The sequence below is a fragment of the Peribacillus sp. NPDC096622 genome (assembly GCF_044762665.1).
Classification (GTDB): domain Bacteria; phylum Bacillota; class Bacilli; order Bacillales; family DSM-1321; genus Peribacillus; species Peribacillus frigoritolerans_B.
Genome location: NZ_JBIWES010000015.1, coordinates 1 through 25,647, shown reverse-complemented (window position 1 = coordinate 25,647; position 25,647 = coordinate 1). Strand labels below are relative to the sequence as shown.

Annotated in this window: 22 protein-coding genes and 3 pseudogenes; 11 read left to right on the top strand and 14 right to left on the bottom strand. The window is 36.1% G+C overall.

Translation table 11 applies throughout. The annotated features are described in order from the left end of the window. Positions 1–38 precede the first annotated feature (38 nt). From frlD to ACIQYG_RS21485, 4 genes are all read right to left on the bottom strand, one after another. Positions 39–821, bottom strand: a complete 783-nt coding sequence (gene frlD / locus ACIQYG_RS21500) for a fructoselysine 6-kinase (RefSeq protein WP_402842359.1) — start codon at positions 819–821, stop codon at positions 39–41. Between the two features lie 62 nt (positions 822–883). After that, positions 884–1,897 carry an SIS domain-containing protein gene (locus tag ACIQYG_RS21495; protein ID WP_402842222.1) on the bottom strand — a complete coding sequence of 338 codons (1,014 nt, stop codon included), beginning with the start codon at positions 1,895–1,897 and terminating at the stop codon, positions 884–886. Positions 1,898–2,034: 137 nt separating this feature from the next. Then, a complete protein-coding gene (locus tag ACIQYG_RS21490; RefSeq protein WP_402842219.1) occupies positions 2,035–3,378 on the bottom strand; it encodes an amino acid permease in 1,344 nt (447 codons plus the stop codon). Between the two features lie 24 nt (positions 3,379–3,402). Then, positions 3,403–4,221 (bottom strand): TIM barrel protein, encoded by an 819-nt coding sequence (locus ACIQYG_RS21485; protein WP_402842216.1) that lies wholly within the window; start codon positions 4,219–4,221, stop codon positions 3,403–3,405. A gap of 528 nt (positions 4,222–4,749) precedes the next feature. On the opposite strand from ACIQYG_RS21485, the gene ACIQYG_RS21480 reads away from it, so the two are divergent. Further along, entirely contained in the window at positions 4,750–6,255 is a 1,506-nt protein-coding gene (locus tag ACIQYG_RS21480) for a DHA2 family efflux MFS transporter permease subunit (RefSeq protein ID WP_402842213.1), read from the top strand. Positions 6,256–6,573: 318 nt separating this feature from the next. Beyond that, positions 6,574–6,846: a YitT family protein gene (locus tag ACIQYG_RS21475; RefSeq protein ID WP_402842356.1), complete on the top strand. Its 273-nt coding sequence runs from the start codon at positions 6,574–6,576 to the stop codon at positions 6,844–6,846. Here ACIQYG_RS21475 and ACIQYG_RS21470 read toward each other — a convergent pair. After that, positions 6,844–7,518, bottom strand: a pseudogene (locus ACIQYG_RS21470) (apurinic/apyrimidinic endonuclease family protein); the annotation flags it as partial. The gene ACIQYG_RS21475 and the pseudogene ACIQYG_RS21470 overlap by 3 nt on opposite strands. Before the next feature lie 213 nt (positions 7,519–7,731). Here ACIQYG_RS21470 and ACIQYG_RS21465 point away from each other — a divergent pair. Continuing rightward, positions 7,732–8,139 carry a DoxX family protein gene (locus ACIQYG_RS21465; RefSeq protein ID WP_402842210.1) on the top strand — a complete coding sequence of 136 codons (408 nt, stop codon included), beginning with the start codon at positions 7,732–7,734 and terminating at the stop codon, positions 8,137–8,139. A gap of 106 nt (positions 8,140–8,245) precedes the next feature. Here the strand turns inward: ACIQYG_RS21465 and ACIQYG_RS21460 are convergent, their stop codons facing one another. The 4 genes from ACIQYG_RS21460 to ACIQYG_RS21445 all read right to left on the bottom strand — a co-directional run bounded on the left by ACIQYG_RS21460 (position 8,246) and on the right by ACIQYG_RS21445 (position 13,579). Further along, on the bottom strand, positions 8,246–8,881 hold the full coding sequence (locus ACIQYG_RS21460; RefSeq protein WP_402842207.1) for a class D sortase: 636 nt from the start codon (positions 8,879–8,881) through the stop codon (positions 8,246–8,248). A 1-nt stretch (position 8,882) separates the two neighbouring features. After that, a complete protein-coding gene (locus ACIQYG_RS21455; RefSeq protein WP_402842205.1) occupies positions 8,883–10,292 on the bottom strand; it encodes a processed acidic surface protein in 1,410 nt (469 codons plus the stop codon). A 534-nt stretch (positions 10,293–10,826) separates the two neighbouring features. Continuing rightward, positions 10,827–11,132, bottom strand: coding sequence for a YerC/YecD family TrpR-related protein (locus ACIQYG_RS21450; protein ID WP_402842203.1), 306 nt, complete (start codon positions 11,130–11,132; stop codon positions 10,827–10,829). Between the two features lie 1,382 nt (positions 11,133–12,514). Then, the gene (locus tag ACIQYG_RS21445) at positions 12,515–13,579 is read right to left on the bottom strand and encodes a sulfite oxidase (protein WP_402842200.1); all 1,065 of its coding nucleotides are present in this window, start codon (positions 13,577–13,579) and stop codon (positions 12,515–12,517) included. Between the two features lie 484 nt (positions 13,580–14,063). Between ACIQYG_RS21445 and ACIQYG_RS21440 the strand changes: the two are divergent. From ACIQYG_RS21440 to ACIQYG_RS21430, 3 genes and pseudogenes are all read left to right on the top strand, one after another. Continuing rightward, a pseudogene (locus ACIQYG_RS21440) lies at positions 14,064–14,432 on the top strand (winged helix-turn-helix transcriptional regulator); the annotation flags it as partial. A gap of 187 nt (positions 14,433–14,619) precedes the next feature. Continuing rightward, positions 14,620–15,090: a hypothetical protein gene (locus tag ACIQYG_RS21435; protein ID WP_402842198.1), complete on the top strand. Its 471-nt coding sequence runs from the start codon at positions 14,620–14,622 to the stop codon at positions 15,088–15,090. A 201-nt stretch (positions 15,091–15,291) separates the two neighbouring features. After that, positions 15,292–15,744, top strand: coding sequence for a hypothetical protein (locus ACIQYG_RS21430; RefSeq protein ID WP_402842195.1), 453 nt, complete (start codon positions 15,292–15,294; stop codon positions 15,742–15,744). A gap of 408 nt (positions 15,745–16,152) precedes the next feature. Here the strand turns inward: ACIQYG_RS21430 and ACIQYG_RS21425 are convergent, their stop codons facing one another. Then, positions 16,153–16,467, bottom strand: a complete 315-nt coding sequence (locus ACIQYG_RS21425) for an MTH1187 family thiamine-binding protein (protein ID WP_402842193.1) — start codon at positions 16,465–16,467, stop codon at positions 16,153–16,155. Between the two features lie 362 nt (positions 16,468–16,829). Next, positions 16,830–18,206: an aminotransferase-like domain-containing protein gene (locus ACIQYG_RS21420; RefSeq protein ID WP_402842191.1), complete on the bottom strand. Its 1,377-nt coding sequence runs from the start codon at positions 18,204–18,206 to the stop codon at positions 16,830–16,832. A gap of 160 nt (positions 18,207–18,366) precedes the next feature. On the opposite strand from ACIQYG_RS21420, the gene ACIQYG_RS21415 reads away from it, so the two are divergent. Both ACIQYG_RS21415 and ACIQYG_RS21410 read left to right on the top strand, forming a co-directional pair. Further along, complete coding sequence (locus ACIQYG_RS21415; protein ID WP_402842188.1) at positions 18,367–19,269, top strand: DMT family transporter; 903 nt, start codon at positions 18,367–18,369, stop codon at positions 19,267–19,269. Positions 19,270–19,396: 127 nt separating this feature from the next. After that, a pseudogene (locus ACIQYG_RS21410) lies at positions 19,397–19,981 on the top strand (FMN-binding negative transcriptional regulator). Positions 19,982–20,228: 247 nt separating this feature from the next. Here ACIQYG_RS21410 and ACIQYG_RS21405 read toward each other — a convergent pair. The 3 genes from ACIQYG_RS21405 to ACIQYG_RS21395 form a co-directional block, all read right to left on the bottom strand. Next, on the bottom strand, positions 20,229–20,441 hold the full coding sequence (locus ACIQYG_RS21405) for a hypothetical protein (RefSeq protein WP_053534479.1): 213 nt from the start codon (positions 20,439–20,441) through the stop codon (positions 20,229–20,231). A gap of 238 nt (positions 20,442–20,679) precedes the next feature. Next, positions 20,680–21,306 (bottom strand): GyrI-like domain-containing protein, encoded by a 627-nt coding sequence (locus ACIQYG_RS21400; protein ID WP_402842184.1) that lies wholly within the window; start codon positions 21,304–21,306, stop codon positions 20,680–20,682. 139 nt (positions 21,307–21,445) lie between these two features. Further along, positions 21,446–21,592, bottom strand: coding sequence for a hypothetical protein (locus ACIQYG_RS21395; protein ID WP_402842181.1), 147 nt, complete (start codon positions 21,590–21,592; stop codon positions 21,446–21,448). 333 nt (positions 21,593–21,925) lie between these two features. Between ACIQYG_RS21395 and ACIQYG_RS21390 the strand changes: the two genes are divergently transcribed. From ACIQYG_RS21390 to ACIQYG_RS21380, 3 genes are all read left to right on the top strand, one after another. Then, a complete protein-coding gene (locus ACIQYG_RS21390; RefSeq protein ID WP_402842178.1) occupies positions 21,926–23,017 on the top strand; it encodes a GerAB/ArcD/ProY family transporter in 1,092 nt (363 codons plus the stop codon). Positions 23,018–23,527: 510 nt separating this feature from the next. After that, complete coding sequence (locus ACIQYG_RS21385) at positions 23,528–24,349, top strand: STAS domain-containing protein (RefSeq protein WP_402842175.1); 822 nt, start codon at positions 23,528–23,530, stop codon at positions 24,347–24,349. Between the two features lie 836 nt (positions 24,350–25,185). Then, positions 25,186–25,647, top strand: a 462-nt coding sequence (locus tag ACIQYG_RS21380) for an IS110 family transposase (protein WP_402842172.1), incomplete at its 3' end; no start/stop codon positions are given.

Here is a 25,647-nt window from a genome sequence, read left to right as displayed (position 1 = left end):
ATTATTTACTACCTATTATACATTATTTACAGTCCCAGTCACCACGCACCAAAATAGCTAATTGTTTTCGCAGCAGACTCTGTGCCCAATTCTAAGCAATTACCGATGGATTGGCCTTTCAATAATCCATAAATAAAACCGGAAATGAAGGAATCCCCCGCACCCATAGTATCCACCACATTCGCTTCAACGACACCGCATTGATAAAATTGAATGCCGTCATAGGCAAGTGAACCATTTTCACCTAAAGTGGCGACAGCAATTTTAGATCCTTGATTTTTTACATCCTTTAAAAATTCGCGGATAAAAGCATCATCCTTCGTATAAGAGAAAAAAGGATAATCAACAAACTGCGGTAAAGTCTTCACTAGATCGTGATCTAGCTGATCTGAGAAATCAAATGACGTGAGCATTCCATTTTCTTTAAAAAAGGAATAGTACTTATCCGCATGTCCCCAAATCCCTGAATGTATGAGCTGATATGTTTGAATGTAATGGAGTTCTTCCGTCGTTAAGCAGAAATGTTTCATGACACCTTCGTCGTATTCTCCAAACCTACGGTCATTTCCTACCATTTCAACAAAAGTAACAGCTGTTTTTCCTTCTTTCCGCGAAAGATGAGAAATATCAACACCTTTTTCCTGAATCGCTTTAACCATTTTTTCACTGTATTGATCGGACCCCACCCAGCCAATATAAGCAGATTCAGCACCTAACCCTTTTAAATAGACAGCCACATTTAAAGGATTACCGCCAGGATAGACCTCCCCGCTCTTTTGATAGACATCCATACAGTTATCTCCGACTGTAATCGTTCTCATCATTTTCCCCCGCTTTCTTTAAACTTAAGAAATGAGCACTACCAAGTAGTGCTCCACATATCTTAATATTCCATTTGTCGATAGTATCTTCTAAGTGTTAATGGATGATTTCTTTCACGCTCAAGGTAAACGCTGATTCGACTTAATACTGACCAGTTGATGCTAACAGAAAAGTGCTTTCTGAATTCTTCGCTGATTCCTTCCATTTCAAAGCTTTTCGTATCAATAACCGTTACATTTTTAGAGATTTTTTCTACAAACCTCTCTACACGGTCCATCAGCGGTCTTGTTTCATCTTCCCCTTTTAGTAAAATAACACTGGTATCTTCAACAACAAGTTCAAGCGTACCATGGAAAAACTCTGCAGCGTGGATGGATTTCGCTTGAATCCATTGCATTTCCTCTAAAATGCACATGGCATATGAATAAGTATTTCCCCATAGGTTACCAGAACCGACCATCATGTGGTAATCCGTGTCTTTATGTGTAATGGCAAATTCCTCCGCTTTTTTGTCAAAAGATTTAACTGCATCTAGAATTGCACGCGGAAGTAGAGAAACCTCCTTCGTGAATTGTTCATATTGCGGGAATTCATTGTTGTTATACATGAAACGGAAGACGACCATGTACAAAAGCATAAAGAAAGTATCAAAAGAGTGCGTTTCAGAACCTGTCGTTATACAGTAATCCGCAATTTGTGTTAACGGAGTATTTGGCTCAGCAACTAAAGCGATTGTAGTGGCCCCTTTTTCTTTACAATACTCAGCCGCTGCAACTGTTTCTTGAGTTGTCCCGGATACAGATGTAAAAATACAGACTGAATCTTTGCTGAAATGCTTATGATTCATCACCATGAACTCAGCAGCAATTTCTGCATGGACATCAATGTTAGAATTCGATTTTAAAATGTATTCATAAGGATACATCATGGCTATCGTGCCACCAGCACCGATCAGGAAAATATTGCTGAAACCCCTTTTTGTGATTCCATCTACGATTTCTTCAATCTGGCTCCTAAAAGCAAGGCCCTCTTTTTCTACAAGATTTAGAAATAACTCTTCATCAAACTTCAGCATCAACATCTTCCTCCCTGTATATTCGTTTATTTGTTATGCCTTGTATTATATCTAAACATAATAATTTGTACAATTGTTTTATTCTTTAATTTTCTGTGTGTTTGTCAAAAGAAGGCCTGACTTCCCTTAACATTCTGCTAAGCCACGATATCGCTGTCGTTATTTTTCTTGGATCCATATTTCCTTTCCCAATAATAGTAAACCGGCAGCCCTGTTGCGATGACGATCAATGCTGCAATCACTCCTTGGATAGGCGCCCAAGTAAATGTTCCCCAAGCCAGCCATGATGCTCCAAGAATAGCTAAAACCGTCGTTAATCTCCACATTGGCATACGATAGATTGGGTTATAATCGTCCCTTTTACGGCATTTATAAACTGCCGCAAAGTCCATAATGTTAATAACCAATTGAATCAGTGTGAAATAGCCAAGTAACATTGTTAAATTACTGAAGCACACAAGTATACATGCATACGTTACCTGAACGATGATGGAGAAACTTGGAGTTTCATATTTAGGATGGACTTTTGCAAAGCGTTGAAAGAATAGTCCATCCTTTGCCATTGCATATTCAAGGCGTGGCTGAAACATTATGCAAGAGCTCAGCGAACCCAAGATAACAATAATCGCTGTAATGGCCACAAATGATGATGCAATTTCCGATAATCCCGGAATATATTTTACAGCTTCGGAAACAGCCGCATTGGAGTTGATTAATTCTTCAAATGGCATCAAGCCGATGACACAAATGGCTAGCAGCGTATATAAAGCCAACACGATGAATACCGAACTAATAAGAGCTCGGGGAAGTATTTTCCCTGGATTTTTGAACTCCCCAGCCATGAAACAAATCGCAGCCATCCCCGTATATGCCCATGTGGTTGCAGATACACCGCCTATTAAACTTGACTTTTGGGCACCAGGTCCTGGATTATAAGCAAAGTTACCAGGGTTCATATACATTATTCCCAGCACAATGACAATCAGGAAAGGAATGATTTTGATAGCCGTGATGATGACTTGGAAAAGGCCTCCTTCTTTCACACTTCGATAATGAATCGATGTGATGAGCAGGATGATCGCAATACCCAATAATTTCCCGGCAACTCCTGAGAAAAATGGGAAAAAGGTTGCTAAATAAGAAACAATCGCTAAAGCCATAATCGATATGGATGGAGGATCCAAAGCCCAGAAAGTGGCCCATCCATATAAAAATGCCAAGGGCCTCCACCCAGCTTTATTCAAATAAACGTAACCGCTTCCATTTTGGGGGTATGCCGTCGATAACTCCGCCAGTACCATTACTTGCGGTATGGCAATCACCCCGCCTATTATCCACGCTAGAATAGAAATGGAAGGAGTACCCGCAGCCCTTGCAACATCACCAGATGAGACAAAAATACCCGACCCTATAGTAGTTCCAACAGCAATAGCCAGAGCAGACCAAAAACCCAGTTTTCGTGTAAGTGTGCCATTACTCATAAAGAGTTCCTCCAAATTAGATGATTAAATTCCCAATTCCCTTACTTTTTCAATAGATTTCATGATTGCATCACTTGGATTTTGATAATAATTCGATCCCATAATCTCTAGAGTACAACTCCCTTTGTAACGATGGCTTTGAAGGCTTTTTAAATATTCTCTCCAATTTAAAACACCATCATCTAGTGCCAAATGCGTATCTGATTGACCATCTCCATCCATTAGGTGAAAATGACTTAATTCGGGAAGAAAGGAAAAGTACTCATCAAGTGTTTCACCTGCCAGTTGCATGGAAACTGTATCTATCATTCCTTTTAGCGAAGGAGATTGGATTTCCTCTAACATTTTCTTTAGCCCCTTAGAGTCAATTACTAGATTGGATTCATATTTTGTCAATGGCTCTAAAGCAAGAATCAAACCTTCATTCTCAGCTACTTTGGTTAATTGAAAGATTGAGTCACTTGCATACTTCCATGATTCCTCTTGTGAAACTGAAAAGTCCCCTATTCCAGAAGTGATAAGCATCATGTTTGTGTCAAACTCCAGCGCGGCGTATAGATTTTCCATAAAATATTCAATGCTTTTTTTTCGCCAATGAGCATCCGAGGATGCAATGTTATAAGGATAAATACATTGTTCAGGAGTATAGCAGATGATTTTCATATTTCTAGATTTAATTTCCCTTCTCAAACTCCTTATATTTCCTAGTATGTTGCGATAAACATACAAATGCGGCTCCCCACCCCATAATTCAATGCTTTTAATCCCAAGGTTGTCCATGCAATCCAAAAAATAATGAAAAGGGAAATGCCTAAAAGTGATATTCATCCCTGCAATATTCAATTCTTTCACCCCCTCAAAACGACTTTTTATTTGTTATGTTTTGTATTATAATTAACCAATACAATGATTGCAATTATTATTTTGAATATTTAAAAAATAATAATTCGCAAAATACGGAAAAGGCATGCTTTTATTGTTCATCACACCTTTTTATCAATTAACTATTTTTTAGTGAATACGAATGGTAGAATGTTAAAGTATTTATCCTAGTGCAAAAAATTTCTCTGGTTCATTGCAAGTATTATATTGGTGATTATTGTTTGAAATATGATATACCTGTAGAATGGATGTTAACCTGGGGGATTTCCAAGAGAATGTATCCTGAAATATTGTCAAGTGAGTGGTTAATAAAGAATAAACACCTCAAAAAAGCCGTAAATTGAGATGAATCTCCTTAAATGGTGTATTTTATTGGAAAATATAGGTTGGTTACACTAATACTTCGTGAGACGAATTAGTTTCTATAACTTTTAAAAATAGCAGACAGTACAATTTGTACTATCCTAGCGGAAAGGACGTGCCATAATAATGAATCACGACAAAACAGCCATCACTAAAATTCGTACAGGCCCCATGTTTGCGGTGATGCTGGCTGGTGCTCTAGTCGCTTTCTTAAATCAGACTTTAATCAATATCGCATTACCTCAATTAATGACTCACTTTGACATATCAGCTGCAACAGCTAATTGGCTTACTACAATCTTCTTATTGGTCAATGGGATTGTCATCCCGATTACCGCTTTCTTAATGGAACGATTCAATACAAGACAATTATATCTTGCTTCGATGGGACTCTTTGCATTAGGAACTTTTTTATGTGGAATTGCCCCCAGCTTCTCCGTCTTATTGATCGGACGTGTGGTTCAAGCTGCAGGTGCGGGGATTTTATTCCCGTTGATTACAAATGTAATTTTCACTTTATTTCCGCCCAACAGACGAGGTTTCGCAATGGGCATATTTGGAATCGCGATGAATTTTGCCCCAGCTGTAGGACCGACATTATCAGGATGGATCATCCAAAACTATTCATGGCGGGTTCTGTTTTTCATCATTTTCCCATTCGCCCTGCTTGACTTCATCTTTGCCATTTTCATCATTAAAAAAGTAGGGAAAACCAGCCGGCCTAAACTCGATAAACTGGGTGTAATTCTATCCACTATCGGATTCGGCGGAGTTCTATATGGATTTGCTACAGGCGGCACCAAGGGCTGGGCCAGTCCCGAAGTACTGACGATGTTCCTTATCGGAGGAATCAGTTTAGTTTTATTTGTCTGGAGGCAATTCACTGTATCTCATCCTATTTTGGAATTTAGAATCTTCCGGTATCGGATGTTCACTTTAACGACAATCATCAACATCATCGCAACTATGGGTATGTTCTCCGGAATGATCATCATGCCAATCTATATGCAGAATATCCGTGGGTTCACTCCGATGGAATCCGGTCTCATGCTATTGCCTGGCGGGATTTTAATGGGGATCATGTCTCCTATCACAGGTAAGCTGTTTGATCGATTTGGTGCGAGATGGCTTGCAGTGAGCGGGCTTGCCATCACTATCATTACAACCTATCTTTTAACGCGACTTCAAACAGATACGTCATATTCTTATGTGGTGTGGGTATATACCATTAGAATGTTCGGAATGTCGATACTGATGATGCCTATCTTCACTGCCGGATTAAATGAATTGGCACTTAGCCTAAATAAATATGGAACAGCAATGGTCAATACATTGAGAATGGTGGCAGGTGCTGTTGGCATGGCATTCTTTGTGTCCATCATGTCAAACCAGGGAACGAAACATGTACAGGAAATCTTATCTCAAAGGAACATATCCCCAGATAATGCATCACAAATGGCCATGGCCATTAAACAAGGCAGCGTAATGGGAGTGGATGATGCATTCATGATCGCAACAGGTTTGACCGTAGTTGCATTCATACTGGCCTTTTATATACGGCAAACTTCACCCCAAGAAGATACCATTACAAATCGCCTAACAAAAAAAAGCACTTTGAATAACCAAGGCTAAAATCAACCTATTTTCCAAGGTGAAAAATTCTTATATCATTAAACTGCCTTGCCCCATGGAACAAGGCAAAAGAGACTCTTTTAGAGTCTCTTTTTTTTGCACTAATTACATTACTGCCTCAAGGGGACGGCCTTTATTTTGATCCAGCGTAAATTTAGGAATACCTTCTGAAGAACAAAGTCAACAATAAACAATAGCGTAATTTTCAATCAGCTAAGTATATATTTGCATTCCTCTCATATATTTTAAAATAATGATTTGGACAAGGGGAATGCTTTTATGAAAAAGTTTGTTACTCTGCTTTTTTGAAGTTTTTGCATTGGAGTAGGTCTTAACTTATTTATTATCCCCATTCATCTAATAAATGGCGGGATATTTGGCATAAGTTTATTAATCAAATATGTGTGGGGAATCCAGGTTGGACATACCATGATCATGATCAATATTCCCATATACCTTTTATCTCTTCTATACGATAAGTCTTATTTCTTTAATGCCATCCTTGGGTTAGCTTTCACTTCAACCATCATTGATTGGCTAACACCACTAAACGGTTTAGTTCATCTGCCGATCATAATGAGTGCCATATAGGATCTCATACATTGCTAAAGTTGTAGAATATAGATCTGTTGGGAACTCATCGGTATCCCATCCTAAAAGAGGATCACCTTGGTTTGCATCCACTGATCCCAAGAAGCCTTGAACTCTGGCTACGCGTAATTCATGTTCAAACGTATGCCCAGCTAAAGTAGCATGGTTAGCTTCAAGATTTAATTTAAAATGGTTATCTAATCCGTATTGTCTTAGGAACGAAATGGTCGTAGCTGCATCGGTGTCATACTGATGCGTTGTTGGTTCCTTTGGTTTTGGCTCAATTAAGAATTGACCTTTAAATCCAATTTCCTTAGCATAATCTACAGCCATATGCATAAATCTGGCCAAGTTATCTAACTCTAACTTTAAATTTGTATTGAGCAGTGTTTCTTAGCCTTCACGGCCGCCCCAGAACACATAGTTTTCTGCTCCTAACTCTTTTGCCGTTTCGAGTCCTTTCTTTACTTAGGCTGCTGCATAAGCAAATACATCTGCATTACAAGAAGTTGCTGCACCGTGAACGAAGCGAGGATTTGTAAACATATTAGCTGTGTTCCACAATAACTTTACGTTACTTGTTTTCATATATTCTTGAATCATGCTAACGATTACATCAAGATTTTCATTTGTTTCTTTCAATATGTTTCCTTCAGGTGCGATGTCTCGGTCAACAGTACATCATTGCTATTGGTATTGGAAAGGGAACGGATTTCTGAAATCAACTGGATATTTTCCAAAAAACAACTGTTCTTTATATTATCCTACAGTAAAGCTATTCTTAAGCCCCACAACTGTTGAAGTTCAAGTTTTTTTTAGAATGCATTAAAAAAAGGAAAGTGGAATATGATTAAAATGTCAATCTAAGGGAGGGAATGAGAATAAATGAAAAAAATAAAAATTATATATTGGATTTTCACAGGACTTTTGGTGGCACTAATGGTTTTGGGTTCTATTCCGGATATAATGTCTGTTCCCGATGCTGTCGCTTTATTTAATCATTTAGGTTATCCTACTTACCTCCTACCCTTTATTGGAATAGCCAAATTATTAGGTGTCGTGGCAATACTTATTCCAGGCTTTCCGAGAATCAAGGAATGGGCTTATGCCGGTTTTGTATTTGATTTGACGGGGGCTATGTATTCAAGCATTTCAGTGGGCGACCCTGCCAGTGGATGGCTAATTTTCATTATCGGGTATATATTGATAGCTGGCTCTTATATTTACCATCATAAAATATTAAAATCCGCTGCCTCGGGCACTTCAAGCAATAAAAATAGTTTAACAATATAAATAAATCGGTGTTTTTTCTAGTTCGCCTTTCCTTTCTAAAAAGAAATAAAATTATAAGAGTCCCAATAGGGTTTCCTTATTGGGACTCTTGTTTAAGTACATTGGATTAACTTACTGTTTTTGAAGTCAAATACGCGACAAGTATATAGCGTTCAGGTGCTGACCCAATATAATCAAAAGGGTAACAGGTACTGACGGTTAGCGTTGCCCGTGGCTTTGGTACGATTACTGTTCGATCATCCTCATCCACTATTCGAACTTTGTTGACTTTGTATGTGAACTCTCCTGCCGATGTTCTTACTATCAACAAATCTCCTTCTCCAACTTGCCCGAGTTTACGGAATACCGTATCTCTATGACCGGAAAGAACGGAATTGTCATTTTCACCAGGTAGCACACTTCCCGCAAAGTGACCAACGCCTTTTTCCAATTCATCCTCGTTTGTGCCATGGAAAATAGGGAGTTTTGTTTTTAGTTTGGGTATATAAAGCTCCCCGATTTCTTCACCCGTTTTTGGGCGGACAGGATATAGTTCTTTCTTTGTTGTTTTATTACTTGGTGGCTCATCACTTGGTGGTTTCTTTACAGTTTCATTCACTTGGCTGCTTGGAGAATGTGTCTTGTAAAGAAAGTAGCCTTTTGCAAACTTATACATATTGGATGTTGAAAACCAAACCCCAAATAAAATGATGGCAATTGTACAAGAAAGCAACAGTAACCGCTTTTTCTTTAATTGTTTCATATTAAGCTTTCCTGATTTTTCGATACATCAAGCTTCCGAACAAGACAAGAAGTAGTCCTAAAAGGGCACTGGGCAAATAATCGGAAGCGGTATTTGGTAGTTTAGCCCCTTTTACAGTTTGATGTTCTGAATTAGTCTGAGTACTGATCTTTTGTTTTACTGGTTTAGCAACTGGTGCCTTTTCAATCTTCTTTTGCACCTCTTTAGCAGATTCCTTTATTTGTCCGCCTGCATTAGTAAGAGTATCAGAATCGACCATATCACCTGTTATTAAAAGATCAGCCAAGAACTTCCCGTCAGTATTAAATATGGCTATTTTCAGGTTAGCTCCCTTCAATTCTTCCAATTGCATTAAATCCAAAAGGGATACAGGTGATTCCGAGCCACTTTTCACAAGGGAATAGGAAACATTGAGCTTAAAGATGGAAAGTAATTCTTCATAGATTGAGGCCATTTCAGCTATCTGTTCAGCTGTAAGCTCGGTTGCTACATCAAATTCCTCGAAAGCCATCATGCGATTGCCCAATTCTTCAAGTTGCTTGACTGTTTCCGGGCTGGAAAGATGGTCTTCCAAAGACATCAAGTGGTCTTCAAGCCGCTGTAGTTCCTCTTCCGTTAGACCGAGTTCTTGCTCGAAAATAGGAAGAAGATCTTCGGCAACTTCGCCATCCATCCCGCCACCAGTAAGGTTCCAAACAGTTTCTTCAAGATTATCTATGTATATATAATCATTAATATTTTCACCATTTTCTTCTAACATTTGAAGCAATGCTTGTTTATCCAATCCATAATTCTCATTAAAATAATCTAAGTTGCTTAGATCTGCCTTTATGACGTCACCTAGAAATTCGCTAAGCTCTTCGACAGATTCAAATTCTTCCGTACTTAAATCATAGAGTTCCAATGACGCTTCGATATCTTCTTTCGTTACTTGGAAGCCTCTTTCCTTGCTAACCTTGGCTAAATAATTGACTAATTCTTTGTCAAAGTTTGGATCGCGTTCAAAATCACCCTCTTCTGTATAGAAATATACAGCTTCATCGAGGTCCCAGATAAAGATATAATCGTCTAGTTCTTCGCCATTTTCGTGTAATAGATTAATTAGGCTCTCATTAGTTAGATTATAATCATCATAAATGGCATCTAAATTACTTAAATCAGCTTTAATAACTTCGCCCAAGGCTTCTTTTAGATCACCAATAGATTCAAAGTTCTCAATACTTTCATCGTAAAAAGAAAGTGATGTTTCAATATCATCCTTCGTCACTTCAAACCCCCTGACAAGGCTTACCTCTTTTAAATACTTTGAAAGTTCTTGCTCAAAATTTTTGCTTGATGCTGCCGATGCTAATTGGGGGAATAAGCTAATTAACAACGTAAATGAAACTAAAATGGTCCACAGTTTTTTCATACTTTTCTCCTATTCATAACATTTCATATGTTTCTAGAAAATTATAAGGTAATAACAATAATTTAACAATGAGGTTATTTTTTCCAATAAGGGAAAATTGCTATTTTACTTACAGTGCTAGTAAACTTTTTAAAAGCATTTACCTCTATTCGGTGTATTCTAGACGTGTTTCTTCCTATTAATATATTGATTTCAAAAAGAGGGATTAAGACACTCCCCTACCGTGAATCTAGATAAAAGTATTCCTACTAAATTTACTATAGGGCTATACATCAATTTTGCCATATCAAGTAAAGTAAAAATTATCGGACCTCATATCCTATAAATTATACGCTTAGAACTTATAAAAGCTTCAATTACACTTTTTCAAACAAAAAAAAGAGATTGTTAAAAGAATGACAATCCCAAGTGATGTACGTTTTAAAAGAAAACGAAAAGGTATTTATCGAGTTCCTTATATATATTGGTGTTTTTTTACAAAAAAAATTAAAAGTGAACCTAGACCCAAAAAGTCAAACCCAACTACCGAAACTCTTACAATCCTTTAGTAGCATCCATGCGATCTAACGACATCTGATACCCACCATTACTCCCAAAATTCAATAGTTTATTAACTCTTGAAATAGTAGCTGAAGCGGCACCAGTTTCTGCCTCGATTCCTTCATATGTAAAACCATCCCGAAGCATTCTGGCAACTTCTAGTCTTTGGGTAAAAGCTTTTATTTCATTCATTGTGCACAAATCATCAAAAAAAGCCATACACTCTTCTTGTGTCTGTAAAGAAAGGATAGCCTTGAATAATTGTTGTATGTTTTTTTCAGACAATTTACTTTTGTACATAACCTACCTCCGATAAAATTTTTCAAAATAATATTTATCTTCACAAAAACCCGGTTCAATTATCTTTCCTTCTGACTAGAGCCCCCGCAGCGATTACTGCTCCATTTAAAATTGTTGCGACCATACCAATTAACGCGCCATCTTCTACAGTACAGCCATGTAAAACCACGTTATGTCATACTGTAACATTTTCACCGATTTAAATTGGAAAACCTGGATCTACGTGAACTATTGCACCATCTTGAATATTCGATCCTTTTCCTTATCCCTGTTAGATTGCTTTTTGAACGTTTTTTTTGACAGTGACAAGGCAGTTCTTAGTAAATCCGCTCCCTATTTACCATCTTTTAACAAGTTTTTTCTTAAATAGCTTATTAATTTTGGTTTGTAAAGCTATAATTCAAAACAGGCGGCTTCTAGAAAATGTTAAGTATATTTTTTTATTGAAATAATTATAAGGGACAGCTATGATAGGTTGCCTATCATATTAAGAAAGAGTGATCAAATGGATAGTACTATACAATCGTCTTTTGAAAATTTACTTTCTCAAGATAAGGACTTATAGTACGCAGCCTACAATCATATTCTTGCTTCTACCAAAGAAAAGGTAGACTGGGCTTATGATGTATTGGGATCAATTGAAGCTAGATTTAACGCATTCTGATAACCTTCGAAGATCAAGGGCTGCTTAATTTCTTTATAGTTTGGCTAAAAGCGATCCTGAAAAAAGAATGCTAGAAGATTTCTCGTTGGTTTGGGAAGTACAAAAGATAAAAAATTCGTCACCGCACGACATAGCCTACAATCTATTTGGAAAATAGGACTAGCTGGCACTGAGCAAAAAGAGATGGTAATAAGAAGTATTGTTAATCGGTATTTAAATTGTGTACATGAAAAAAACTACACCTTAGTTCGTTTTAATATTATTCAAGGGCTTAAAAATTCAATGAAATAAAAGATGAGGAAATAAAGCAAATTGCACTGGATTTTGTTGAAAAAGAAGAAGATCCAAAATATCAAAAGAAGTATGCAACTGTATGGAAAAATTCGTAGAGAACAACAAAGATGTTTCTTTTTTATTATGCTCAACAGCCGGACACTTTATTAAATAAAAGGGGAATACATATTAGATATGTTTAATATGCATTCCCCTTTCTTTTATCCTTAAAGAAATGATCTGTTTTGTTCCAACCAGATATGCCCGATTGTTGGCTTAAGGATTAGGATTACACTAAAACATTTTAATTTAACATGAGTGGTAATCCCCCTTCAACCTCATGTTACTTTTACCCCCGAAAAACCTTTTAGGTTATCATCTTCGATTACATTTACTGAAACAAAAAATTTACTTTAACCGCCTTCATTCTTTAACTAATTTCGATTTATTCCACCTTAACCTTAATTTTATCAATCGCATTATATCCATAACCTTTTTTATTCCAAAAAGGTAAATTAGGTTGAATTTGACCAAATGAATCTGTTGCTCTGGATTTAATCGTGTACTCACCTTTTTCTAGAATATTCCATTCGAATGTCCAATTAACCCATCCATAACCAACATTCTTACTAGGTAATATAACGGTATTACTCCATGTATAGCCATCATCAATACTGATTTCCACCTTTGTAATTACTCCTTTTCCTGTCCATGCAATCCCTTTTATTAAATGCTTACCCGTATTAATTTTTTCCATATCCAGCGGTCTTTGGATAGTCGAATTAATATTTATTGCAGTGACTGGAAATGCATTTTGATCATTTTCTTTATTTGGATAATACACATAATCAATAGTTTGAAAAGGTCCAGTGAAAGTAGTATTAATAACACTTATCTGCTTTATCCACTTAACAGATGCCATTGCATACCACTGCGGAACGATTAACCTCAGTGGGTAACCATGTTTAAAAGGAATTGGCTGGTTATTATACGCATATGCAATAATGGTATCCGGATGCAGTGCTTTCTCGATAGGCAAACTCCTAGTATAGGTGTATACCGCATCTAGATCGGTCCTATTTCCATAATCATAACCCTCCACGACAACTTCTTTTGCCCCTTCCCCTATTCCTGACAATTCAAGTAATGTCCGTAATGGTACACCTTTCCACCTACCTTGGCTAATAGCCCCTTTTCCCCATTGTTCTCCAAATATTTTAGGTTCGAAGAGATTACGCTTGTCACCCGAGCATTCAAGGACAACTTCCAGCGTTTTTGATGGATATTGAAGAATGTCCTGCATGGACAGCAGTAATGGAGCTGATACTAAGCCATTTATAGGAAGCCAATAGTTTGAATATGAAAGTGTCGGATAAGAAAAGTGATTCCTTCTAAAAAATAGTTGGGGTTCCATACTATCATTATTGATGAATTGAATGGGTGTCTCCTGATTTTCCGGCAGCAAACTACGTGTAGTTAAATAGGGTTTCACTTTTTGAGGTTTTGTCATGATTCCCTCCTATTTAATATGAATCATTATAGATGTATACGTTCGTTACTCCCATTCCATCCTACACACAATCTCTTTGAAATCCAGTTTGATCTTACGGCTGATCCCATTGATTCATAGTTGAATGGCTATCCGCTGTGTATTTTCTTGGCAGCTTCGAATAATTCTTCCTTAGTTCTGAACCTCATTAAAGCAACAAGTAAGGTCAGGATTTATTTAATTTCCAGACCTTAGGATATTAATCCAATCGCAGTTTTCAGAACTTTCGGTGCCTTTTTAATTCCTTCCGTTCCAATAAAACTGCTCGCACTCGCTATAATTATGCTTGAAGAAATGAATTTGACCACATAAAAAATTCCTGATCCAATAATTAGATCTAGGATTAAAAACCTTTTAATTGTTGAACCTTTTATGATATAAATAACGATTTGGTCGTTTTGCTTCCTATTCAGCATTGTCACACCCTTATCTTTTTCTATATGTTATGCCAAAGAGGGGTTGTCATATTCTTCTGCCTCTTGTATTTACAGGAGAACCGCCTCCTGAAGAACAAGAAGAAATATGCTCTTTGACACTTACTCAAAATGTAATTGCTGGAAGATGGAAAATTATTGATTTATGGTACCTAAGTAGGCAAACAAGAAGATTTAATGAACTTCAAAGGTTGTTACCGGGCATTTCAAAAGGAATATTGACAAAACAACTGAGAGAATTAGAAGAGGACGGAATGGTTCACAGAGAAGTGTATAAAGAAGTTCCTCCTAAAGTAGAATACTCACTAACACCTCAAGGGAAAAGCTTTATCCCAGTACGGGACATTATGGGAGAGTGGGGAAAAAACAATGTGAACAAAACTACTCTACCCAAGTTAATGAAGAAGATCTATAGAATAAACTTGATTTACCCCCCGGATAACCTAACGAAACACATAAAAAAGTGCCCTTTATCCGGATTTTTTGTTTCATTAGATGTAATTGGACAGGGGATTTTAGTGAATTCTACGCTATAATTAGTCTGATATCGTACATAAGGAGACAAAAATGTATATTTGGAATATTAACAAACTCGTCATGGCGTTACAGGCAGGAACAATAACTGGCAAACAAAAGAAAAGGTACCGGATAACTTTTTGGGTACTAGTTGCTCTTACAGTGTTTTCACTGTCTGGAGTTTATAATTCTTCATCTATGAATGGATATGATGTTATTGATCTAATTTTATTTATTATTATCAATGTGATTGCAATCTATCTTTTAGTCGGTATTTATAAAAAGAGAAGTAGGAAAGAATTAGATTTCTTTTTGCCCTTTTTTGGCTTAATGATTCCACTGTTTTTACGTAACAGCTTATGGACCATACTTTTAACTATCATTGGCTCTATTTATATTGTCTTATTTGCTCCTTATCATTCACTTGAGGAAACTAATATTATCGATGTATGTATTAATGCTATAGTCGAAATTGTCATGAATATTATGTTTGTCCATTACTTTAAGAAGATATATAACTAGGAAGCACCTATTTTGGTGCTTTTTAATTTGGCTTCACAATTTCACTTCTTCCTAACAGCTTCATTCATACCTTATAGGTATCACATTTCATTCCTATTAATTAAACAAACGAGAAAAAAATTTTGCCTCTTATCAGGTTCTTAGTACTAATCTCTTTTTCTCCTAATAAACTTAATAAACTAACTATTTAGGAGGCGTGCAATGTTTAATCAAAAACTGGATAATATTAGTCCAATTATTTGTAAAATTAATGACGTCACTTACCAAAAGTACCATCTATATAAGAAATCATATGAGCGGGAAGTATTCGTCATAAAAGATTACGGTGAAGACCGCGGTATTACCAATAAAAGTATTGCATTATTCGAAGCAGTCAAAGATCAGTTTGATCGTTTTAAAATTGCTAAAATTACTAAAGAGATTAATAAAGATAATATTTTGCTCGATAGCGATCTCATCCTTATAGACAAAAAAGGAAATGAGCTACACCTTTCTGGTTGTAGTTGCGGGTATGCTGGCACTGGTTCACATGGGACAGTTGAAATTTTGAATAAAGCTGGATTCGAGATAGATAGAAGGTTTGTGTTTTGTTCAAAAGGTTTCACTCTTTTTCATCCAAATGAAGAAAAAAAACTTTATGGCGAACGTTTATAAATAGACAACAGTTATATCTTTTTTAGAGCCTAAATTTATATTACTACCTAATCTCCCATGCAAGATTTAATATTGAAATGTATGAAATAATAATAAAAAAAGCCTTGGGAACTGAGAATCAGTAATACCAAGGCTTTAAAGCTATTAATACATTGACATTAATTGAAAATTAACGTAACTCGTGATATATCGATATATCTCAGAAGAACAGTAATATATCAACGAAATTCAGGTTTATCTCCGAAAAACACAATATATCTTCGAAATTCGGGATATATCTCCGAAAAATGCAATATATCGACGAAATTCGGGATATTTGTATAATTGCTCACGACAGTTCCAAACAGCAATGAACTATTATCTAACCTAATGCGCTTTTATACATTTCACTGTCACTTAAAAAACCTGTTATTCCTCAAGCATGCCCTTCACTCGCTTTACTTTGTCTTCCATCCTGCGTTCTTTATCACGACGGTCATCGATTCGGATATTCGTACAAACTCTAGCAAGACCTTTTTCAAAAGGTACTTCATGCATCGCTTGGATCACTTCAAACAATTTAGGCAGGTCGCCTTCAATGATTGTATTCATGGGTGTCAGCTGAAAACGAATTTCTCCCTTATCTTCATATTGCTTTAATACTCTTTGAATATCCGCCACATACCTGCTAACACTTGGAGTTTGTGTACCGACAGGAATAACCGTTACATCAACTATTGCCATTCTTATTCACCAATCCTTTTTATGTATTTCAATCAAGAAGCATCCATCCTATATAGACGGATGTTTTTTACTATTATAACGCAAACTTCGCACCTGGGAAATTTGATATGAGCTTTGAAGCTAGTTACCTCTTAATGGTTTCTTCATTCTTACATCTTTCGTTATTAAATTTTTTCCTTACAAGAAGTGAAAAACACTCTACATTTGCTGTGTGTATGTGGCAACACATGAGATGTTGTGGGAGTAAATAAATCTGTCTCAAATGATTGCTCAGATTCTAAGATACGTAATCAACCGTTTTGATATATGCTTGGCAATCCGTATAATCCTCTGATGCTGTCCTCTATATAAACTTACCCATACTAAATGAGTAAAAAGTTATTTGGAGTAATATGTTTTTTTCTACTGTCAATTAAAGCAATACAGTGAGCCAATCGCTCTACCCCTAGTTTAATTTGACTCTCGTTCACTTGAGAGATGCATAAACGAACGAGATTTTCCTTTTTATATTCTGCTAAAAACATTCTAGAGGCATCATCAACATATATATGCTGCTCGTTTAGCATATGAACCACCTGTTTTGCTTTCACATTCTCGGGCAAACTGATGGAAAGATAGAATCCGGAATTTGGTTTAGAAAAAGAAGTATTAGTCGGCAGCAATAATTCACATGCTTCTTGAAGGATTTGCATTTTACTACGGTATACCTCTTTTACTTTTTTGAGATGACTATTAAACATACCGCTTTTTAAATAGATTTCCAGCGCACCTTGAGAAAGTGCTGAACTATTAAAATCCGAACTGAATTTATAGCGTAAAAAGTTGTTAATCATTAATTCTGGAAGAATGACAGTCCCAATCCTTAACCCTGGGAGAAAAATTTTCGAAAGGCTTTTAATATAAATCACTCTCCCAGAAGGATCAAAAGAAAATAAAGGATCTGATTTTGGATTTGGATCAAGGTCTCCTAAAATATCATCCTCCACTATATATACATCGTATTTTTCAGCTAACTCAACGATTTTTTTCTTTTCGCCATTCGTGTAACTATGCCCAAGTGGATTGTGGAATCTCGGGATAATATAGAAAAATTTTATATCATTATTTCGAAAAATGTATTCCAGTCGATCAAGGTCAATCCCTTCCATTGATAATTCGATCCCAAAAGTAGTAGCTTGATGCAGATTGATGGACTCAATGAATCCAAAGTAAGTAGGCTGTTCAATTAAAATATTGTTTTTCCCATTTGGAAATGGCATAGAAACTAATAAATGGAGGGCTTGCTGTGAGCCAGAGACAACGACTAATCTTTCTGGGTGAGTGAAGACCTGTAAATTTTGCAAATATTTCACCAACTGTACTCGGAGTGAGTAAAGCCCTTGTTGATCAGAGTATGTAAAAAGCTCTTCTTTATAATGGTCAATTGCTTGATTCATACAATGTTGAAATTCAACATATGGCATAACATTTTTATCTGGACCGGCAGACAAAAAATCAATCACCTCATTTTCTTCCGGCGCTTTTTGATAATCATTCACAACATAGTAGCCGCTTTTAGGAACAGAATAAATTAAATGCTCTTTTTCAAGTTCTACATATGCTTTTATTACCGTATTTTTGCTGCATGAAAAATACTCAGATAACTGTCGAACAGAAGGAAGTTTACTGCCTGCAATTAGCGAACCATCTTCTAGTCGAAGCTTAATGTCTTGCATTATCTTCATATATTTTGAGTTCATATATTGATCCCCCTTCAACTGTACCAGGACAGTTAAGTAAAAAAATGGTTTATTTTTATTGAATGTACTCATAGTATGTTAATTATATCAAAACTGTTTTTAAAATAAGTAAAAAATGGTACAGATGTGGTACAAAGTATAAAGATTGGGGCTGGAAAAGATGCGGGGAGAAACAAGAGAAAAATTCGGATTATTTTTGGGATTAGTGGGCGTCATTTGTTTTAGCTTAACACTCCCTTCTACAAGTATTGCAGTGGAATATTTCGGGACTACGATCGTTGGTTTAGGAAGAACAGTGGTGGCCGCTTTTTTAGTAGCAGTGGTATTGATTGTTCGAAAAGAAAGGCTACCTTCTCTTCGCCAATTCAAGCGTCTACTTATTGTTGCTTTTGGTGCAGTTTTGGGATTTCCTCTCCTCACTTCTTGGGCAATGGAATCCTTGCCGGTTTCTCATGGAGCTGTGGAATTGGCTCTGTTACCGTTAGCAACAGCCGGATTTGCCATATTTAGGGCAGGTGAAATACCATCTCTCAAATTCTGGATTTCAAGTATAATCAGCTCTTTAGCGGTAATTATGTATGCACTTCACCTTGGATTCGGCCAATTGCAATTAGCCGATTTAGCTTTACTGGCAGCTGTGATCATACTGGGACTTAGTTACGCAGAAGGAGGGGAATTAGCAAAAGAGTTAGGCAGCTGGCAAGTGATTGCATGGGCAATTATGATTGGTGCTCCATTTTTTATAATTCCAGTTGGGCTAAACGTTACAACTGAAATGCTTCATGCCCCTATACAAGCATGGATTAGCTTCATTTATCTTGCAGTGGTTAGTCAATTTCTAGCATATGTTGCTTGGTATAGCGGAATGGCAATGGGCGGGATAGCAAGAGTCAGTCAGATTCAATACTTACAACCATTTTTGATGATTGTATTTGCAACAGTATTTCTAGATGAATCCATCACATTTTTCACCATTGTAATAGCAGTGATTGTTGTCTTTTCTGTTATATTAGGCAAAAATGCTCCAGTATCAAAAAACGGAGCTATATCAAGGAAGAGCTAATTGCATGAATATACTTTTAAAACAACCGAATTCCAATAGATAAAGAGGACGTCATGAATATAGACTTATCTTATAGAGAAATTATTAATTTAATGCTAAGAAAAGGTTTTGAGAGGAGAAAAAATGTATATTCCTGCACATTAAAGATGAAACACTTTCCTTCAACGTTATGAAGGAACATAGTTTTGCGAATCTTTTTTCTCAACATGATGGAATGCCCTGCGCGACTCATTTGCCGTTAATATTGAACAAGGATAATTCTTGCTTATATGGACATTTTGCTCGTCCTAATCCTCATTGGAAAGACATCAACAATCAAACCGTCTTGGCTATTTTTCATGGTCCGCATTGTTATATCTCTCCATCTTGGTATGAGACGAAAAATGCAGTACCAACATGGAATTATGTGACCGTCCATGTATAGGGAGAAGTGGAACTTCAAGAGGATGAACATGAATTAATGGGCACCCTACATGATATGGTATCAAAGTACGAAGCTCCTGACAGCTCATACAGTTTGCAAAATGTAGATGCTGAGTTTCTCGCTGGTATGAACAAAGGAGTTCAAGGGTTCAAAATAGAAGGGAAAGCTAAGTTAAGTCAAAATCATCCATTGCAAAGACAAAAGTTAATTGTTGACCAACTGGAACAAATTTCAAATACGGCTGAGCAACAGATTTCATTATTAATGAAATCAAATCTAAAAAAATAACTTGAATGTTACTGCACTAACAGGAGTGTTGATCAAATAAAGATTAACGCTCTTTCTTTTTTCACATTCGGAATCTTCTGGCTTGAATTTGTAAAATACTAAGTTGTAAAAGCTTTCATTTTCATTAGGTCTTCCAGATCTCTGCGACTTGGCTTCACTGGCTTCTTAACCGTTTGCTTTTCTTATAATGATTCATCGTTCTCACCCAAAAAAAAAAAGCACCCAAATTAATGGATGCCTCCTCCTTTCATTCATCGATTTTGACTTCTTTCAATAGATCATTTCTATACGAAATTGCATCTCGTTCAAAAACTTTTTTAAACCTGTTTTCGTACTCTTCGCGGGTTATTAGACCTTTTTCTTCCAGTAATTCTACTATAGCTCTAACCCTTACTCTACTCGAAACTAATTCGTTTGTCATATTGGACAATAAAATACCGATTTTCTCATCATCATTCATTTTTTCATCCCCTTTGTTTAACTAATTTGACAAAAGGGACTAATTCCCTGCATAAAAAAGGACCCAAAATAATAGATGCTAATGTTTTTCAATAGGTAAAATATATAAATTAAGGGCGGGCTGCTCCTTCCTAACCTTTTAGGTTCACTTCATTTTTTTTAGGACTACTTTATTGCATCCTATGGAAATAATGCACCTTTTACTTATGTACACTCATGTTAACAGCTATGAGATTATGCTATTCTATTGGCTTAACCTTATATCTCAAAACTGTTTTTAATTTTGAAGGTTCAACTTTTCTAAAATCTGAAAGATATATTTCTTTATGTTGTAGTGAAGTTCTTTCAAGATTATTATTTTTTATGAATTCATTCATTACTTTAAAACTTTGAGGTTCATCATCATATGGACCAACATGAAGCATTTGGACAGATAAACCATCTTGAAATGTACCGAACTTTACATCATTTAGAAATGGATGTGGTTTCTTTTTTTCTACATTTTCAAATGCTCTGTCCACTATATCTTTTGTTACAAAATCCGGTTGTCTAATCATGATCGTATATAATAATTCATCTTTATTTAATGTATCTAGTTTCTTTCCCTCTTCCGTTAAATCCCAAATTCCTTCTAATGGAAATACAGTATATTCAAAATATCCAGCTGGAGTGTATCCTTGCTTCGGCATCATCCTGACCGCATAAGCCAATGAATAAAGAACACCTATCTTTTCAGCGAATTCGTTCTCATTTGGATTTCCTATTCCCTTTATCAAAAAAAATTTCTGTTCTGGAATTGTTACAAGTTCAGGTTTTTGTTTTGGGATATATAAATTCTTCTCTTGTTTTCTCCATTCGTATTTCATAAGTTTTTGTTCCCCTCTATATATTTTTTCCATTCATCAAGAAATTAACAACACCCCTGACAGGCCCCTTGAATGAAAAAGCCAAGGCAAAAGCCCCTTTTTTTCAGATTTCTTTTAATACCAGTTTGCCATCTTCTTCTCAGAGGACAATAGTTCCTCTAAACGTTCCATCCTCAACCTTTTTATTAGCCGTGTTCGGAAAAGTCTCACCATAACGATAAATCTTCCTTTTGTCCTTCAGGTCTTTAAAATTCACTATTGCTTGATATTTCTTTTTATCACTCATCTATTATCCCCCCCTCGTGTTGCAGGATAACACTTTCCAAATATCTTTCGGAAAAGGGCATCCCGGTTCTCTATTTTTGTCCGCTCACGCGTGAACATTCCTGTAAGCCTTACCCATTGCCGTCCTCAAAGGTCTTGGGTCGTCCACGCGTTTCTGTTCCGCGTCTAATGCCTCACGCAATTAGTTCCCATTGAATGTCACTGAAGCTTTCAACTTACCGACAAGGATCAATACCAAAATTCCATCCACAATTTAATCAATCTTTTTTGAATAGATTTCACTTATATAAGCCAGATTATTAAAATATATGAGTGATACAAATGAGGGTCCTACATGAATCAAGCTGGTGTTAATGAAAAATATAAGGTATCGCCATTTTATGTGTTTTTTTTAATTCATTCCATGCAAACTGGATTAGGCGTCTTGAGTTTTCAAAGAGATTTGGCTAAAGCAACGGGAACCGATGGCTGGTTATCCATACTCCTAGCTGGACTGATTGTTCATATATTAATTTGGCTAATATATAAGATATTCAGTGTTGTTCCTGGTGATATTATCTACACTAATAATCATGCATTCGGTAAATGGATTGGTAATTTCTTCAGTATTTTATTTATTCTTTACTTTTTTATCCTTGGAATGACGATCATAATCGGCTATATAAATGTCATACATGTTTGGATGTTTGACGAGGTACCTTCTTGGGCATTTGCTTTGGTTTTCCTTATCTTGATTTTTTATATAAATACAGGAGGATTCCGAACCATTACGGGTATTGCCTTCATAACTGTAATTGTTTCATACTGGCTGTTATTTGTACCTTTTTATGGTTTTAAATACTCTGATTTCACCGGTTTTCTTCCTATTTTCCATCATAATTTATTAGAAATAATGAAAGGAACTAAAAGCATTTCATTATCCATGCTTGGTTTTGAAATGATACTGATGTATTATCCGTTCATCAAAAATGCTGAAACATCGCAAAAGTATGCTCACGGAGGAGTTGTGCTCACTACGTTATTGAGCTTATTACTTTATTTTGTATCGATAGTCTTTTATTCACAGAAACATTTGACCCTTACTCTATGGCCAACACTAACATTGACCAGCATTATTGAGTTGCCCTTTATTCAACGGTTCGAATACATAACTGTTTCTTGGTGGGCCATCGTTATCATACCCAATATGGTCATTCCTTTGTGGGCTGCCAGCAGGGGTGTCAAGCGCTTATTCAATGTCCAGCAAAAGTATCCTTTATGGGTAATGTCCATAATCATACTACTTGTGAATATACTTTTTTATGATATCGATTCCTTATATATATTAAATAAAATAATCAATCCCTACAGCGTATGCTTCATTGTTATATACTTACCTCTTCTTTTTGTTTTCATAAGCATTAAAAAATTGAGGAACCGGTTATGACAAAGTTAGAAATTCCCAGTGATACTGTAGCTGCTGTTCTTATAACGAGCCCTCTATCACGAATTGTCCCCATCAGATAAATCCCAATTCCTTCCGTAAATAGGTTCGGGCAGAGAAACAAAAGGAAGACCACTTATTGTGGTCTTCCTTAATGCCCTATGGAACTAAACCAGCTAATAGAATGTCAATATCTTTCTCAAAAAAATTCATTTCCCTTATGATATTTTTGGATATGCCAAATAACCCTCCAAAAACCTTTTGGAAGGATTTTTCTCAGTTTCAAAACCATTAATTAGGCTAAATCCAGTAACGTTTTTTCTCTTTAATAGAGCGTAAATCCAATGAAGCAATTATTAATACAGGCATCGATTCTTTTGCAGGTTTTCCTTTTGATTTTTTCTTATCCTAGAATGCTTTAAGCTTTTTGAGATCTTTTTATGTAAACGGGTTTAGTTATTATAATAACAGGGTAATTATAGTTTTGCATATAAAAAATAGGGGGATTAAATTATGAAGGGTTCACTAGATGCATATAAATTACTGGAATTTATCCAAGAAAATAAAGAGGATTTTGAAGATTCATTATTAAACGAAGCATCTAATGTGAAAGAAAAAATTGAAGAAATATTAACGGTCGGTAATATTGACCTGATAAATAATGCCCATATTCTGATTCAATACATTATTGAGGGTAAAGAACAAGAACTTCAATCATTTGCTAAACAAGAAGGTATAGCTTGGGCGACACACGCAATTCCATTATCTTTCAAATTAGAGTGGGTGCAAGCTATTCGAAGAACCTTGTGGAAGTTCCTACAAGAATATAACAAGGTAACGAATAAGGTTTTAACTGAAGAGTTTTTTTCGGTAGAAAAACAAGTAAATAATCAAGTGGACAGGTTTTTAAATGTATTTTTTATCACATATTCTCAATACAAAGATTCGTTGATAATGGCTCAAAAAGAATTGGTTGAAAATCTTTCGGTGCCTATAATACCAATAACACCCAATATATGTATTTTGCCTTTAATTGGTGCTGTCGATCTTTACCGAACGAATATTCTCGAGGAAAAAGTTTTAATAGAGATTGGAAAATTACGTATTCAAACATTGATTATGGACTTATCTGGAATTATGGAAATGGAGACTGAAGTAATTGATCATTTAATGAAGATTATTGACGGCACTTCATTAATGGGATGTAACACTGTGATTACCGGGTTAAGAGCTGAAGTGGTTAGAAAAATGATAAACGTAGGAATGAGATTAAATGAAAAAGCACTAACATTTGGAACTTTACAACAAGCATTGAATAAATACTTATTAAGTTAAACACGAAGAATCTTAGAGAGGGTCGCTTTGCCGACTCTTTTTCTAATTCAATATATTCTGACCAACTGTCTAAATATTTGTTCCTGCCCAGCAGTTACATCTTGGTATAAAAACTATAGTTAGGTATTTAATTCAACACCAATCAATTCGTTTTCTTCTTCAACTCCCTCAGTTTGATGCAAATATCTCTCGAATGCTCACTTATTCGCAGGATTTCATCACCCTTGATTGTGAGGTCAAAGTTAAATGGAGTGATTTCAGGACATGAGGATTTCGTGAAGGCATAGTAAAATAACGGAGTTTTACATCACTCCACATTTTACCATACAATGCACATTCTCCACGCCGCCCCTGGAGGCTTTCCCTCCCATGTCTCAACGGGTCAATTGCCCTATCATTCCTTCGTCAGATTTTTTTATCTTGCATTTTAAACTTCAGTTCCTCCTAAGGTTTTGAGTTAGAGTGGTGTCTTACTCACATCTTACTGAGGAGCCCTATTTTTTTCAAAGCTGAAAAATAACGAACTACAGGAATGCTAACCTGCCCCGTTAGTTCCATAAGAAACTCCTATGGCGGCGCTCCTCGCCGCCACCATCTACTACGAAAATCTAAACTCAAAATAGAGTCTAACCCATTAACCCCTTGACGATAATGGATAATAACAATACAACCAGACTGAACTTTTTTTGGTGGATCTTAAGGAAGATACCCTGTATAAGAAACTGGTTGTGACAGTATGGAAGAACCATTTAGTGTACTACTAGTACGTATACAAAAATTTTTGTAACAAATCTCCTGTCATATGTATTGTTAATCTTTTTTGAGGTGATTCTCCTATGGAAGCAATGATTGAACGGTGTGCTGGCCTAGATGTACACCAAGAAACAGTAGTAGCTTGTGTATTATTTGGTCCATTAGATAAAAAACCAAAAACCTCTATTGAAACTTTTTCAACTACAACAACGGGGCTCTTGGCTTTAAGTGATTGGCTCGCTACCCTTCAGGTATCCGATGTTGTGATGGAAAGTACCGGAGTCTACTGGAAACCAATATGGAATATACTCGAAGGATCCTTTCACCTTGTTCTTGCCAATGCCAGGCATGTCAAAAATGTTCCAGGGCGTAAAACTGATGTGAAAGATGCCGAATGGCTTGCCAAGCTTCTAAGATGCGGACTTATTGAAAGCAATTTTGTCCCACCAGAGGATATTCGTGATTTACGTGATCTTACTCGTTATCGAAAAAAATTGATTCATCATCGCACATCAGAGCAGAATCGCATTCACAAAATTCTTCAA